At 71.5% G+C, this 13,202-nt stretch carries 13 protein-coding genes; 11 read left to right on the forward strand and 2 right to left on the reverse strand.

Annotation, left to right across the window (positions count from 1 at the left end; all coding sequences use genetic code 11):
• The first annotated feature begins 34 nt into the window (after nucleotides 1–34).
• From WA670_RS29590 to WA670_RS29640, 11 genes are all read left to right on the forward strand, one after another.
• On the forward strand, nucleotides 35–1,042 hold the full coding sequence (locus tag WA670_RS29590; RefSeq protein WP_336159491.1) for an LLM class flavin-dependent oxidoreductase: 1,008 nt from the start codon (nucleotides 35–37) through the stop codon (nucleotides 1,040–1,042).
• 12 nt (nucleotides 1,043–1,054) lie between these two features.
• On the forward strand, nucleotides 1,055–1,492 hold the full coding sequence (locus WA670_RS29595; RefSeq protein ID WP_238606769.1) for a nuclear transport factor 2 family protein: 438 nt from the start codon (nucleotides 1,055–1,057) through the stop codon (nucleotides 1,490–1,492).
• Entirely contained in the window at nucleotides 1,489–2,310 is an 822-nt protein-coding gene (locus tag WA670_RS29600) for an alpha/beta fold hydrolase (protein WP_336159492.1), read from the forward strand. The genes WA670_RS29595 and WA670_RS29600 overlap by 4 nt, the downstream gene beginning before the upstream one ends.
• Entirely contained in the window at nucleotides 2,307–3,245 is a 939-nt protein-coding gene (locus tag WA670_RS29605) for a DUF1028 domain-containing protein (RefSeq protein WP_336159493.1), read from the forward strand. The genes WA670_RS29600 and WA670_RS29605 overlap by 4 nt, the downstream gene beginning before the upstream one ends.
• On the forward strand, nucleotides 3,242–4,387 hold the full coding sequence (locus WA670_RS29610; RefSeq protein ID WP_336159494.1) for a M20 family metallopeptidase: 1,146 nt from the start codon (nucleotides 3,242–3,244) through the stop codon (nucleotides 4,385–4,387). The genes WA670_RS29605 and WA670_RS29610 overlap by 4 nt, the downstream gene beginning before the upstream one ends.
• Nucleotides 4,388–4,416: 29 nt before the next feature.
• The gene (locus WA670_RS29615) at nucleotides 4,417–5,481 is read left to right on the forward strand and encodes a DUF917 domain-containing protein (RefSeq protein WP_336159495.1); all 1,065 of its coding nucleotides are present in this window, start codon (nucleotides 4,417–4,419) and stop codon (nucleotides 5,479–5,481) included.
• Nucleotides 5,478–6,767 (forward strand): hydantoinase/oxoprolinase N-terminal domain-containing protein, encoded by a 1,290-nt coding sequence (locus WA670_RS29620; RefSeq protein WP_336159496.1) that lies wholly within the window; start codon nucleotides 5,478–5,480, stop codon nucleotides 6,765–6,767. The genes WA670_RS29615 and WA670_RS29620 overlap by 4 nt, the downstream gene beginning before the upstream one ends.
• Nucleotides 6,764–8,347: a helix-turn-helix domain-containing protein gene (locus WA670_RS29625; RefSeq protein ID WP_238606763.1), complete on the forward strand. Its 1,584-nt coding sequence runs from the start codon at nucleotides 6,764–6,766 to the stop codon at nucleotides 8,345–8,347. The genes WA670_RS29620 and WA670_RS29625 overlap by 4 nt, the downstream gene beginning before the upstream one ends.
• An 80-nt stretch (nucleotides 8,348–8,427) precedes the next feature.
• The gene (gene fgd, locus WA670_RS29630) at nucleotides 8,428–9,450 is read left to right on the forward strand and encodes a glucose-6-phosphate dehydrogenase (coenzyme-F420) (RefSeq protein WP_238606762.1); all 1,023 of its coding nucleotides are present in this window, start codon (nucleotides 8,428–8,430) and stop codon (nucleotides 9,448–9,450) included.
• A 104-nt stretch (nucleotides 9,451–9,554) separates the two neighbouring features.
• The gene (locus tag WA670_RS29635; protein WP_336159497.1) at nucleotides 9,555–11,087 is read left to right on the forward strand and encodes a helix-turn-helix domain-containing protein; all 1,533 of its coding nucleotides are present in this window, start codon (nucleotides 9,555–9,557) and stop codon (nucleotides 11,085–11,087) included.
• Nucleotides 11,088–11,129: 42 nt separating this feature from the next.
• The gene (locus WA670_RS29640) at nucleotides 11,130–11,513 is read left to right on the forward strand and encodes a hypothetical protein (protein ID WP_336159498.1); all 384 of its coding nucleotides are present in this window, start codon (nucleotides 11,130–11,132) and stop codon (nucleotides 11,511–11,513) included.
• A 6-nt stretch (nucleotides 11,514–11,519) separates the two neighbouring features.
• Here WA670_RS29640 and WA670_RS29645 read toward each other — a convergent pair whose 3' ends face one another.
• Both WA670_RS29645 and WA670_RS29650 read right to left on the reverse strand, forming a co-directional pair.
• Nucleotides 11,520–12,332 (reverse strand): hydrolase, encoded by an 813-nt coding sequence (locus WA670_RS29645; RefSeq protein ID WP_336159499.1) that lies wholly within the window; start codon nucleotides 12,330–12,332, stop codon nucleotides 11,520–11,522.
• 49 nt (nucleotides 12,333–12,381) lie between these two features.
• Nucleotides 12,382–13,071: a GbsR/MarR family transcriptional regulator gene (locus WA670_RS29650; RefSeq protein ID WP_238606759.1), complete on the reverse strand. Its 690-nt coding sequence runs from the start codon at nucleotides 13,069–13,071 to the stop codon at nucleotides 12,382–12,384.
• Nucleotides 13,072–13,202: the final 131 nt, after the last annotated feature.

The following is a 13,202-nucleotide window of genomic DNA, read 5'->3' on the forward strand; positions in this document are numbered from 1 at the left end:
GTGGTGAACCAGCCCGCACGACAGGAGCCCGCCGATGACCCACCCGTCCCGCAGCCGGCTGGGAGTGCTGCTCGGCAGCACCACTCCGCCGGAACAGATCGGCGCACAGGCCGCGGCCGCGGAAGCCGCCGGTTTCGGGGAATTGTGGCTGCCCGAGGACTACTTCTTCCTCGGCGGCATCGCGGGCGCCGCGCTCGCGCTCGGAGCGACTTCCCGGGTCCCGGTCGGCATCGGGGTCGTGTCGTCGGTCGTCCGGCATCCGGCGTTGCTGGCCATGGAAATCAGCACGCTGGCCCGCGCTTACCCCGGCCGGCTGATGCCCGGGATCGGGCACGGCGTCCCCGCCTGGACCGCGCAAATGGGCCTGACCCAGCGGTCGCCGATGAGCGCCCTGCGCGAAACCCTCACCGCCGTCCGAGGGCTGTTGCGCGGCGAGACGATCGACGAGGAGGGCCGGTTCGCCGCCTTCCGCCAGGTCGCGATCACGCATCCGGTCGCCGAGCCGGTGCCGCTGTTCACCGGGGTGCTCGGGGACAAGGGGATCGAGCTGACCGGCCGGATGGCGGACGGCCTGCTCGTCAGCGCGCTCGCACCGGTCGAATACGTACGGAGCGCGCGGCGCAAGCTGGACGAAGCCGCGCGCGCGGCCGGGCGGGAAGAGCGCATCACGATCACCGTCCTCGCCGCGGCCAACGTCACGCGGGATCCGGGGCAGGCAGCCGCCGCAAGGGAAGCGCTCAAAGCGGTTCTTGCCTTTTACCTCGCCGCGAGTGGCCCTGGCCCGCTGTTCGGCGCGGTCGGCGCCAACGAGCAGCTCGCGGACATGCTCTCGCGAGGCGGTCCCGAGGTGGTCGCCGCGGAGATGCCGGACGAGTGGCTCGACGTTTTCGGCGTCGTGGGCGGGCAGGACACCGCGCGGGCCCGCCTCAAGGAATACCTCGACGCGGGCGCGGACAACGTCGCCATCGCGACCGTCGTCGCCGGCGGCGCGGAAGAAACTCTCGCCGCGGTCGGAGAACTGACCGGCGAATTCACCCACTGAAAGGGCACGACCATGAGCACTGACCTCGAGCGGATCCTCGAAGCGCACCAAGGCTGGTACGAGGCGAACATCGGCCTCGTCGCCGACCGGATGCTGCAGTACTTCCCCGAGGGCGACGGCTACCACCAGTTCAACCTCAACGGCCACACCTACCACGGCGTGCTGGACAAGCACCGGCTGTGGGTCAACGCCGCGAAGATCGGGCTGAGCATCACCGCGATCAAGGACACCGTCGGCCCGGACGTCCAGGTCTTCGGGGACGTCGCGCTGCTCACCGCCGAAGGAACCGCCGACGTGCTGGCTCCCGGCCAGCAGGACGCGGTCCCGACCCCGTTCCGCACCACCGAGTTCTTCCGCCGCGACGACGGCAAGGGCGGCCCGGACTGGCGGATCTGGCACATGCACGTCAGCGTCCAGGACCCGCAGATGCCCAAGCACGGCACGGAATGAGCAGGGGCTTGGACCGCGTCAGCGTCGAGGGACCGGCCGGGAAGCTGTCAGTGCTGCGCACGGCGGACGACCGGTCCGGCGTCCCGCTCGTGCTCCTGCATCCGATCAACTCCGCGGCAGTGGTCTGGGAGGACGTCGCCGCCCGGCTCGACCGGACGGTCGTGGCGCCGGACCTGCGCGGGCACGGGAACTCCGGGCAGACCGGCCCGTTCACTGTCGAAGACGGCTACGTGCCGGACGTTCTGGCGGTCCTCGACGCGCTCGGGCTGGACCAGGCGCATCTGGCCGGCGGGTCCCTGGGCGGCACGATCAGCGTCGCGCTGGCCGCGCTGCATCCCCGGCGGGTGCGCAGCGTCGCCGCGTTCGGTTCGACGCTGGGCACCGGCGTTCCGGACGAGGCGATCGCCGCGATGGTGCGCGAACTCGAGGCCGCCGGGACTGCCGGGTACTTCGCCGGTCAGGTGCCGGAGATCGTGGGCCGGAAGCACCGGGATTCGGCGCGGGTCCGGGAGGTGATGGCGGAAGCGGTCGGCGCTCGGCCGACGACGGTGGTCGCGGAGATCCTTTACGGAGCGTTCGGCGCGGACATCCGGCACTTGGCGGGAAAGGTGGCCACGTCGGGGATTCCCGTGCTGGCGGTGGCCGGAACCGAGGATCCGACATGTCCGCCCGCGATGTCGCGCGAACTCGCCGAAGCCACCGGCGGCACCGCGGTTGAGCTGGACGGAACGGGTCACCTGCCGATGCTCGAGGAAACCGGCCAGGTGGCAGACCTCCTCCGGAACCACCTCGCGCGAGCGGAGGAAGGAAGGCCGTGACGTACTCGATCGTCGCGCGCGATCCGGTCACCGGCTGCCTCGGGGTCGGCGCCCAGACCCATTTCTTCGGCGTCGGCGCGTTGCTGCCGTGGGCCGAGGCGGGCGTCGGCGCGGTGGCCACCCAGGCGTTCGTCAACGTCGATTGCGGACCTCGCGGCCTGGAGCTGTTGCGGGCAGGCGTACCCGCACCGTCTACTGTGGACCTGCTGGTGGCCGAGGACCCGGATTCCGCTTATCGCCAGCTGGGAATCGTCGACGCACGGGGGTCGGTGGGCACGCACACCGGCGGCTCGTGCGCGCCGCACGCCGGTTCCGCGCGCGGGCATCAGGTGACGGTGCAAGGGAACATGCTGGCTGCCCCGAACGTGTGCCAGGCTGCGCTGTCCGCCTTCGAGACCGCGGGCGGCGACCTCGCCGACCGTATCCTCGCCGGGCTCCAAGCCGCGGACGGTGCCGGGGGAGACGTGCGCGGCGCCCAGTCGGCGGCACTGCTGGTCGTCTCCGGCCGACGGAGCCCGACGCCGTGGAACGAGGTGGTGGTCGACCTGCGGGTCGACGACCATCCGGATCCGCTCGCCGAACTGTCCCGGCTCCTCCCGCGCTCGCGAGCCTTCGGCGCGGTCGGCGGGGTGATGTTCGCGCGCGGCTTGACGCTCGGGCCGTTCGAGGGTGTCACGCCGGACGAGCTGGACGCGCGGCTGAAAGGTCTCGCGTCGGCGGCGGAGGTGATCGGGCCGGACAACCGCGAGGCCGACTTCTGGCGCGCGGTCCTGCTCGCTCGCGCCGGACGGCATCGGGAGGCTGCCGACCTCTTCGCGGAGGTGGCGGCGTTCCGTCCTGCGTTGGCGGGGTTCGCGAAAGGGCTTGCGCCGCTGGGGTTTCTCGACGCTGAAGCCCTCGCCGCGATGACCGCACACCTTGAGGAGTCCGCATGAACGCCGCTGCCGCCGTCCAAGCTGCGAGGGTGACAGACCTGGCGGCGGACTTGATCCGGTGCGACACACAAAACCCGCCCGGCGGGGAACGGCCGGTCGTCGAGCCGCTGTACGAGGTCTTGGCGGAACTGGGTGCCGAGGTCGAGGTTTTCGAGCCTGAGCCGGGGCGTCCGTCGATCCTGGGCCGCATCGGGTCCGGCGACGGGCCGACGCTGCTGGTCAACGGGCACGTGGACGTCGTGCCAGTGTCCGAAGAGGACTGGACGGTGCCGCCGTTCGGCGGGCTGGTCCGGGACGGGCTGCTCTACGGTCGCGGCGCCTGCGACATGAAGGGCGGGATCGCCGCGGCGCTCGAAGGGATGCGCGCCTGCCGTGACGCCGGAATCGTGCCGCCCGCGAACATCGTCTTCCATCTCGTGGCGGACGAGGAGACCGGCGGCCGGGCCGGGACCGAGGCGCTGGTCGCCGCCGGGCTGGTGCACGCCGACGCGGCCGTCGTGCCCGAACCCAGCGAACTGCGGGTCGGGGTGGCCGAGCGCGGCTCGCTGATGGTGGAGATCGTGGTGCGCGGGCGGGCCGGGCACGGCAGTGATCCGGCTGCCGGGCACTCCGCCGTCGCCGACGCCGCGCGGATCGTCTCCGCGCTTCACCTCGCCGATTTCGGCGACAAAGCGCATCCGCTCCTGGGCACTCCGACCGCGAACGCGGGAACCATCGCCGGTGGCACCGCCGTCAACATCGTGGCCGCCGAATGCCGGCTGCGGATCGACCGGCGCGTACTGCCCGGCCAGACCCGGGACGAGGCGCTGGCCACCGTCACCGGACTGATCGACGCCGCGGGCAAGTTCGACTACGACGCGGACGTCCTCGCCTTCGCCGAGGGCTCCGAACTGGATCCGGAGCACCCGTTCGTGACCGAGGCCCGCGAGGCGGCGGACGACGCACCGGTCCGGGGACTGAAACTCGGCACGGACGCGCGGTTCCTGCGCAATCAGCTCGGCATCCCGACGGTCGTGTACGGACCCGGGTCGATGACGGTCGCGCACACCGCCGACGAGTACGTGCCGGTCGCCGAACTGACCGCCGCCGCCCGCGCGTTCGCTCGGCTGTATGCCGGTTTCCGGGGTGTCGCCACCGCCTGAGCAGCCACGACGCCGGTTAAGGTTTGCACATGGAGCACGTCGCCGAGTCCGCGATCGACGACGTGGTGCGCGGCGCGGGGCACTTCGGGAGCGGAGGCGGCGGCGACCCGTACCTGGCGCAGCAGCTCCTGCTCGCGGCCGTCCGGCGGCACGGGCCGATCCCGCTCGTCACGGCGGGCGATCTGGACCCGGACGCGCTCGTCCTCCCCGTGGTGTCCGGCGGGACCCCGCACACGCTCGTCGAGAAGGCGCACAGCACCGTCGAAGCGGAGACCCTCCGAAAGGCGGTGGAAGCACGGGCCGGGCGCGAGTGCGCGGCGGTCCTGCCGATCCAGCTCGGCAGCGTGAACGTGGCCGTTCCGCTCGCGGTCGCGGCCGAACTCGGGCTGCCGTGCCTCGACCTCGACCTGATGCGCCGCACGCTGCCCTCGATCGACCTGACGCTGCTGCGGCTGGCCGGATTCTCCGCCTCGCCGATCACCGTCGTCGGAGGCTCCGGCATCGTCGCGGAGTTCAGTCAAGGCACCGACGCCGTGCTCGGCGAGCTGGTGCGGGCCGTGCTGCCGCCGCTGGGTCTCGTGGCGTTGATCAGCGCGTATCGGGTGACCGCCGGGGACTGCGCGCGGCTCGGCGCGGCCGGGTCGATCAGCGAATGCGCCCGGATCGGGGCAGCGCTCGCCGAAGACGGCCACGACCCGTACCTGCGCGCCTGCGGCGGACGCCTGGTGTGCACCGGAACCGTCGCGGAGGTCCTGCAGCATTCCTCGGACGGCTGGCCGCGCGGCGTGGTTTCCCTCGACACCCCAGACGGTTTCGTGCGGATCGCCTTCCAGAACGAGAACCTGATCGTCAGCCGGGAAGGCACGGTGCTGGCCACGGTCCCGGACCTGATCGGCGTCGCGGACGCGGACACGGGCGCGTTGACGCAGACCGTCGACCTCGCCGCCGGCCAGGAGGTGCACGTGATCGCCAGCCCGGTCGACGAGCGGTGGCACACGCCCGAAGGACACGCGGCGGCCGGGCCGCGCGCGTTCGGGTACGCCGTCGATCCGGTGCGGTTCGACGGTTCACCGCTGTTGGCCGGTGTCCGATGAGCCGGTTGCGAGTGGGCCTCGACGCCGTCGCCGCCCGAGCCGTGGCACTGGACGCGGCGAACCGAATCGTGGCGTCCCACCGGGGAGTTCCCGGCACCGATTCGCCGTCGAGACTGCTCGATGCGCTGCTCGCGGAGGTCGATGCCGAAGCGGTCGATCGGGTCGTGGCGATCCTGCCGGAGCCCGTGCCTGCCGAGGCGGGATCTCCGATCGGGGTGCTGCGCATCGGCGGTGCGACCGCGCTTCCGCCGCTTGTGGGCTGGCCGGTCGAGTTGTCCAGTGCGCTCGCGGGACCCGTCGCGATGGTGCGGGGCGGGCACGAATACGACGGCACGGCGTCCGCGCCGCTGGACCTCGCCGCGGTGGCCGAATTCGCCCGCCGGTGCGCCGGAACCGTCTGCGCGGTCGCGGTCGCCGGAGTCCACGGGCTGGAGAATCCCGACCACGAACAGCAGGCCGCGGCCGTCCTCGCCGACGTGCTCGGGCCGGACGTCCCGGTGCTCAAAGGCAGCGAGACCGAGGCGATCGGGCTGCTGGAGCGGGAGAACACCGCCGTGCTCGACGCCGCGCTGGCCGAGTCCGCCCGCGCCGGGATCGACGAACTGGGCGCCACGGTTCGGAAGCACAATCCCGATGCGGAGCTGTATGTGGTTCGCGGGGACGGAACCGTGCTACCCGAACTCGCTGCGCAGCGACACGCCACGGCTTGCCTCGGGGCAGCCCAGGCGGCGTTCTTGCACGGTGCCGCGCGGCTGGCCGGACTGCCCTCGGCGGTGGTGGTGGACGCGACCGGCAACCAGACTGTGGTCGGGTCGACGCGTGGTGGCCTGCTGCCCGAATCGGGCGCGCACCGGGAATTCGGCGGCGTCCGGATCGGCTCGCGCCTCCCGCGGTTGACCGTGGTGGACCGCTCGATGTCCGTCGCCGCAGCGGTCGCCCGTGCGCGGTACGGATACGACGATCTCCCGGTCGTGCTTGTCGGAGACCGGTCCCTGCCCGACGCGATTCGGCCGCCGGACGGCGATCTCGCAGCCGCCGCGGGAGCGGCGACCGCGGAAGCGGCGGGCTCGGTCGACCGGATCTTCTGGCAGGGCGCCAGCGGACGGGAAGATTCGGCGGCCCGCGCCCGGCAACTGGCCCGGGACGCCGCGGTCCGGGCCGGCGCCGACCCCCGCACCTTGCGGGAAACCCCGGTGAGGGAGGCCCTGATGACCTACGTTCCGGTGCCGGCCGCGCGCCTCCAGGCGACCGCGGTGGGGCCGATCCTGGAACCGGCGGCGCCATGACGGTCACCCTCGCCCAGCTGCTGGACCTCGACCTGATCGAGCACTACGAGGTGCTCGCGGGCGAGACCGGGCTGAAGCGGCCCGTCGGGGCGGTCGTCGCGGGATCCGCGGTGCACGAGATTTCCGAGCTCGCCCCGCGCAGCGTCGTGGTGTTCGGGCGTGAGCAGCTGGTCCTCGACGATCTCGCGGCGGACCTCGCGATCCGGCTGGCGGGCAGCGCGGGCCTGTCCGGGATCATCGCGGCCCGCCCGCACCGGCCGGTGCCCTTCGCCACCCGCAGGCTCGCCGACCGTCTGGCGCTGCCGCTGATCGGCGTCGAGGACAGCACTCCGACCGGGGTGATCACGGCGTTCGACCCCTACGTCAGCGCCCCGGAGATCGCGGGCCTGCGGGTGCTCGGCGACGCGTCCCGCCGCTTCCAGCGTCCGCCCGCCGACGCGAACGCGCTCACTTCGCAGCTCTCGGCGACGCTCGGCGAACCAGTAGCGCTCGTCGACGCGGAGGCCCGTTTCGTGGCCGGTGACCCGGAGGTGCACGCGTTGCTCGGCAGGTGTGCCGACCCTGCCTTGCTGGCCGATTCGCGGCCGGTCGCCCTGACTGTCGGGGCGGACGGCGAACTAATGCTGCACCCGGTCCAGGTCGTCACGACCGGACCCGCGGTCTACTGGATCGCGGTGCGGCGGCCCCGGTTCGCGGCCGGTGTGCTGCTCGAACCGGTCCGGCGCGCGATCGCGATCGCCGCGCTGTCGTTCGCCGTGCACGTGGCCGGAGAGGCGGTCCGCGACGAACGCGAACACCGGCGCCGTTCGCTCCTGCTCAGCGAAATCCTCGAACAGCCCGGCGAACCGGGACGCCGCACCGTCGAACGGGCCACCGCACTCGGCTGGCGGCTCGCCGGACGGCACACCGCGGTCCAGGTGCAGGCGGCAGCCGCCCCGTCCGCGCTCCGGATGTCCGCGCTGGGTACGGAATTGGAAGCACAACTGGGCGAACACGGAGTCGCCGCGAGGCTTGTCGAACGCGCCGAAGGATGGCTGTTCTGGCTGACTTCCGACGCGCAAGCCGAGGATCCCGGCCCGTTACTGGACCGGCTTGCCAGGACACTCGCGGCCGTCGAAGCGGAGCATCCCGGACTGCGGCTGTGCGCCGGAGTAGGCCGGGCCCACACTGGTGCGGCGGGCATCGGCCGCTCTGCCGAACAGGCCCGCCGCGCGGCGTTGCTCGCCCACACCGCGCACCGCCGGGCGGTCGTCGAGCACATCGACGCGGGCAACGCCCGAAAGCTGATCGCGGGTTGGTACGGCTCCGCACCTTTGCGCGGCGCGGCGGCCGACCTGCTCGCTCCGCTGGAGGAGGCGGATCCCTCCGGTGGTTTGGTTCGGACTTTGCGGTGTTATCTGGATTTCCAGTCTTCGGCGAAGGCGGCGGGGGAGGCGCTGGGGGTGCATCGGAATACAGTGATGCAGCGGATGGAACGGATTGCCGAGTTGCTCCCGGTGGATCTCGGCGATCCGGACGACCGGTTGGCGGTGCATCTGGCGACGCGGGCGGCAGGGGTGGATTGGGACGAGCCCGGCTGACGTCGCGCACAAGGCAGCGGGCTGGAGTTCGTCCGCCGTGCACGATGACTCCGCGCCGCCAGCCGGGTTGAGTGTCCGGAATGGACACACGCACCACGGGAATCACCATCGGCTACAAGGCATCCGCTGAGCAGTTCGGGCCGCGCCACCTGGTGGACTTGGCCGTCCTCGCCGAGGAGCGGGGCTTCGACTCAGTGCTGGTGAGCGATCATTACCAGCCCTGGCGGCACCGGCACGGGCACGCCCCGTTCTCGATGGCCTGGCTCGCCGCGGCGGGGGAGCGGACCGAACGGGTCCGGCTCGGCACCAGCGTGCTGACCGCGACCTTCCGGTACCACCCGGCCGTGGTCGCGCAGGCCTTCGGCACGCTCGGCGCGCTCTATCCCGGACGCGTCCTGCTCGGTCTCGGCACCGGCGAAGCGCTCAACGAGGTCGCGGTCGCCCGCCTGGAATGGCCCGGCTTCAAGGAACGCTTCGCCCGCCTGCGCGAGGCGATCGACCTCATCCGTCGCTTGTGGACAGAGGAACGGGTGAGTTTCGACGGCGAGTACTACCAAACCGAGAACGCGACCGTCTACGACCGACCGGCCCACCCGGTGCCGATTTACGTCGCGGCAGGCGGCCCCGTGGTCGCGAAATACGCGGGCCGGACGGCGGATGGCTTCATCTGCACCAGCGGCAAGGGCATGGAGCTCTACACGGAGAAGCTCCAGCCCGCTGTCGACGCCGGGGCCGAGCAGTCCGGCCGCAAGCCCGCGGACGTCGCGCGCTCGATCGAGATCAAGCTGTCCTACGACACCGACGCCGAGGCCGCCGTCGCGAACACCCGGTTCTGGGCACCGCTGTCCCTGACCGCCGAACAGAAGCACGGCATCTCCGACCCCGTCGCCATGGAGCGTGTCGCCGACGAACTGCCGATGTCCCAGATCGCGTCCCGGTGGATCGTTTCCGCCGATCCCGACGAGGTCGTCGAACGGATCCGGCCGTACGTCGAGGCGGGCTTCACCGACCTGGTCCTGCACGCGCCCGGCGACGACCAAGCCCGCTTCCTCGGCCTCGCCCGGCGGGATCTGCTGCCCCGGTTGCGGCGGCTGGGCGGATAGCCCTGCCGAGCGGTCTTCGCAGTGCGCTGAGCCCACTGACGGCGCTCCGGGCGCTGTTTAGCCTTCCCCCGACGCAGCGTGGCGTGGACGGAAGGAGCGGCCCGATGACGGCAGTCGACACCCGGCCAGGAGAACCGATCGCCGCCGATCTCCCTCCGCCGGACGGGACGATCCGGCTTCCGCTCCTGGTCAGCGCGCGACGCGGCTGGTTCAGCGTGGCGGCCCCCGCTTCGGGCCTGAACCGTCCGCTGGCCGGGGCGACGCCGTGGGATCCCGCCCGCCTGCCGGGTCGGCACCAACTGGTGCTCATGACGAAGCCCCGCCCGACCGCCGACGAACTAGCGCAAGCCCTGACCGCTGCTGGCCGCGCGGGAGCCGCAGCGCTAGTCGTACGCGAGAGTGCTCTGCCGCCGGAACTCGACCTCGCCACTGCTGCGGTGCCCGTGCTCGTGGTCGCCAGACAGGTCGAATGGGCCGAGATCGGCACCGTGCTGCACTCCCTGCTGTCCGGTGCCCGATTCGGCGGCGTGACAGCGACCCCGGCCGGTCTCTACGATCTCGCCGAAAGCGCGGCCCTAGCCCTCGACGGTGCCGTGGTGGTCGCCGACGCGTCCTTCCGCGTTCTCGCCTTCGGTTGCGGCGAAGCAATGGACGCCCTGACCAGCGAAATGGTGCTAGCCCGGCGAGTCCCGTCGGAGTTGCGGAAGCGCCTCGCCCAGGTCCGAAGCGTCGCCCGCGTTGACCTCCCGCACGGGGATGTGCGCTGGGCCGCCCCGATCCACTCCGGCACCACCATCGGCGGCTACGTCCTCTGCGCGCCGCGCCGGGAGACGCCCGTGGCACGGGTATTGCGCGAGGTGTCGACGGCCGCCGCTGCCTGGTTCATCGACGGGCCCGCCGGGCGAGACGACGAAGACGCGATCCGCGCGGAGCTCCTGCGCGGACTCCTCACCGGTTCGGGATCACTGGAAGCACTGACCGAACGACTCGGCACTTCGCAGCGATGGCGTCTCGCCGCCCTGGGCGAGGTCACCCCCGATCGCGAGGGAGCCCTGGCCCGTTGCGCCCGAATGCTGAACCCTCGCACGGCGACGGCAACGCTGGGTTCCCTCCTGTTCGTCCTGCTCCCGTCGATGCCCGATCCAGGACCCGCCGATTTCACCGAACGCCTGCGCCTGCGCGCGTCGACCACCGCGCCGCTGGTGGCGTGTCTCGGCCGCCCCTGCGCCACCGCGTCCGAAATCCGAGCGGAACTAGGCCCGCTCCGGCACGCGTCGCGGGTCCTGACGGCACCAGCGACCGCCCACCTGACGGACCTGCTGCCGCACGTCCTGATCTCCGAACTCGCGGAACTAGCCGCCGAACACCCAGCCCTGCTCGACGGCTCCCTCGACGTCCTCCGCCGCGACCCTTCCCCGCGCGGTGCCGAATACCTGAACACCCTCCGCTGCTGGTTCGACGCAGGCGGCGACGCCACCCGCGCGGCGGCGGCACTTCGCATACACCGCAACACCTTTCGCTATCGGCTGCAACGGATCGAAGAACTGTGCGCGGTCGACCTCGATGATCCCGTGCAGCGCTTCACGATCGAACTGCAGACGCGGCTCTTGGTATCGCCACTCACGCTCGGGTCATGAAAACAAGGCGCGCAGACGGGAACCGGGTGGAAGAATAGCGTCGTGGAACGCGAAACGCTGCTGGGCTTGCTGCGGTCGGGAAGTGCGGACGCCTGGGGCCGCGCTGCCGACGCGCTCGATCGCGGTGCGGCGTGGGACGAGTACGGCGGTGCCGAGACCTTCTCGTTGCAATCCATCTTTCGCCGCCGGCGTCGCATCGCGGCGAAGGCGGGGCAGTATTCGGTGGGGTTCGAGGCCGCGGTGCACGCACTGAACTCGTGGGGCGAGCGGCGGCTGACGCTCGGGACGATCGATGACCGGCCCCGGAACGGCCTGGTGTTCCAGCTGTTCCTGAACAGCGAATCGGCGGCGATAGTTGCCTGCTTCGCGATCGAACCTCCCGCTTACCGGGGAAAGTTTCCCCGACCGGCAGAAGGGGCGTCGTAACGGGAGTCAGCCGAGATGGTCGTTCGTGCCGTCGACCCAGCCGATGTAGCGTTCCGCTGAACGACGCACCGCGGCCTTCGCGTCCGTCGGCACGCTGGCCCCGGTGAGCGCGTACAGCCGGTCGAACGCGTACGGCTCCAGCCGGTCCACCAGACGTCGGACAAGCCCGGCGGAAAGCGGGATCTGGTTGGGATAGCTGCGCATGAACGTCACCCAGCCCGGCGCGGCGACCGGCACGATGGTGTCGCCGACCAGCAGTGCGCCGTTCGCGATGTGCGCGACGGCGGCGCCCGGGAAATGCCCGCCCGCTTCGACCAGGGTGATGCCGGGCAGGATCCGTTCGGTGCCCTGCCATTCGCGGATCACCGGGTCTTCCCGCTGCACCCATTGGCGGTCCGCGGAATGCACCAACACCGGGACGTTTCCGAGGCTGTGGCTGAGGCTCACCTGCGAGCCGTACATGTGCGGATGGCTCGCCACGATCGCCGCGGCGCCGCCGAGTTCGGCGATTCTGTCGAGCAGGGGCCGGTCGAGGGCGTTGGGCGGGTCCCACAGCAGGTTGCCCGCTTCGGTCTGGACCAGGTAGGTCCACTGGCCGATGCCGAACTCCGGTTCGCGGTGCAGCCGGTGGATCCCCGGCTCCGGCTCTTCGTGGACCAGTTCGTGCGGGACGGCCGCCAGTTCGTCCATTGTGGTCCACGACTGCCCGGACGCACGGACGTATTGTCGCTCGTCCGCGCAGATCCGGCAGGTCCCGGCGGGCGGCATTTCGGTGTCCGGGTGTTCGACCCCGCACGTTCCGCACATCCAGACGGTCATGCGGCCACTCTGGTATCTCCACTTAACTTGAGGTCAAGGGCGGCCGTCGTCACAGCGCGGCCTGCCGCCAATGTTCGGCCGCCTCGATCATGTCCTGCCGGATGTGCTGGAGCCACTGGCTGGTCGCGAGGAGCCGGGTGCCGACCACCGTGTCGCCGCCGAACAGTTCGGCGCCTTGGCGGGTGAAGCTCGCCCACTGGGCGATTCCTTCCATGCTGGCCAGCCAGGCTTGCTGCCACACGTCGTCCTCGATCAGGTAATGCTCGCGGCGGCCGTTCCGCTCGCGCCGGAGCATGCCCCGTTCTTCCAGCCAGCCCACCGCTTTGGAGACCGACGCCGGGCTGACGCGCAGCCGGGCGGCGAGCTCGGTCGCGGTGCGGCTGCCCGACTCCGCGGTGAAAAGGCAGATCAGGACCCGCGCCATCATCGACGGCATCCCGGTCTGGGTGGCCATCTGCGCGAACCGCGTCTCGAAGTCGCTGCGGGTCTGCGGATCGGCCGCGGCCCGAGGCGGCGGGACCGGTGGCGCGGCGGGGGCCCGGCGTCGCGCCCGTCGCCGGGCGGCCTGTTCGGCGCGGTCGGCCTGGTAACCGTGCGCCCCGCCGTTGCGGGCGACCTCGCGGATCACCGTCGACTTCGGCCTGCCCAGCCTGCGCCCGATCTCGGCGTAGCTCAGCCCGTCCGCCAACCCGGCCGCGACGCGCTGCCGTTCCGGGTAGCTCAACCTGCCGGGTGGCATCAGATCGTCTCCGCCTCGCTCGTCCCGGAGCCCTTCCGGTGCATTCACCTTCAGGCCAATGCATCGATAATAAGGCCGCTGCCTGCGTAGATGCAGATTCTGCGTTTGCTGCTCACTAAAACATTGTCCTA

The organism is Amycolatopsis sp. VC5-11 (genome assembly GCF_037034185.1).
GTDB lineage: Bacteria > Actinomycetota > Actinomycetes > Mycobacteriales > Pseudonocardiaceae > Amycolatopsis > Amycolatopsis nivea.

What these genes read in the sequence shown, in the direction of transcription:
- WA670_RS29590 (WP_336159491.1), top strand. Translation starts at nt 35, where the DNA reads ATGACCCACCCGTCCCGCAGCCGGCTGGGAGTGCTGCTCGGCAGCACC.
- WA670_RS29595 (WP_238606769.1), top strand. Translation starts at nt 1,055, where the DNA reads ATGAGCACTGACCTCGAGCGGATCCTCGAAGCGCACCAAGGCTGGTAC.
- WA670_RS29600 (WP_336159492.1), top strand. Translation starts at nt 1,489, where the DNA reads ATGAGCAGGGGCTTGGACCGCGTCAGCGTCGAGGGACCGGCCGGGAAG.
- WA670_RS29610 (WP_336159494.1), top strand. Translation starts at nt 3,242, where the DNA reads ATGAACGCCGCTGCCGCCGTCCAAGCTGCGAGGGTGACAGACCTGGCG.
- WA670_RS29615 (WP_336159495.1), top strand. Translation starts at nt 4,417, where the DNA reads ATGGAGCACGTCGCCGAGTCCGCGATCGACGACGTGGTGCGCGGCGCG.
- WA670_RS29620 (WP_336159496.1), top strand. Translation starts at nt 5,478, where the DNA reads ATGAGCCGGTTGCGAGTGGGCCTCGACGCCGTCGCCGCCCGAGCCGTG.
- WA670_RS29625 (WP_238606763.1), top strand. Translation starts at nt 6,764, where the DNA reads ATGACGGTCACCCTCGCCCAGCTGCTGGACCTCGACCTGATCGAGCAC.
- fgd (WP_238606762.1), top strand. Translation starts at nt 8,428, where the DNA reads ATGGACACACGCACCACGGGAATCACCATCGGCTACAAGGCATCCGCT.
- WA670_RS29635 (WP_336159497.1), top strand. Translation starts at nt 9,555, where the DNA reads ATGACGGCAGTCGACACCCGGCCAGGAGAACCGATCGCCGCCGATCTC.
- WA670_RS29645 (WP_336159499.1), bottom strand. Translation starts at nt 12,332, where the DNA reads ATGACCGTCTGGATGTGCGGAACGTGCGGGGTCGAACACCCGGACACC.
- WA670_RS29650 (WP_238606759.1), bottom strand. Translation starts at nt 13,071, where the DNA reads ATGCCACCCGGCAGGTTGAGCTACCCGGAACGGCAGCGCGTCGCGGCC.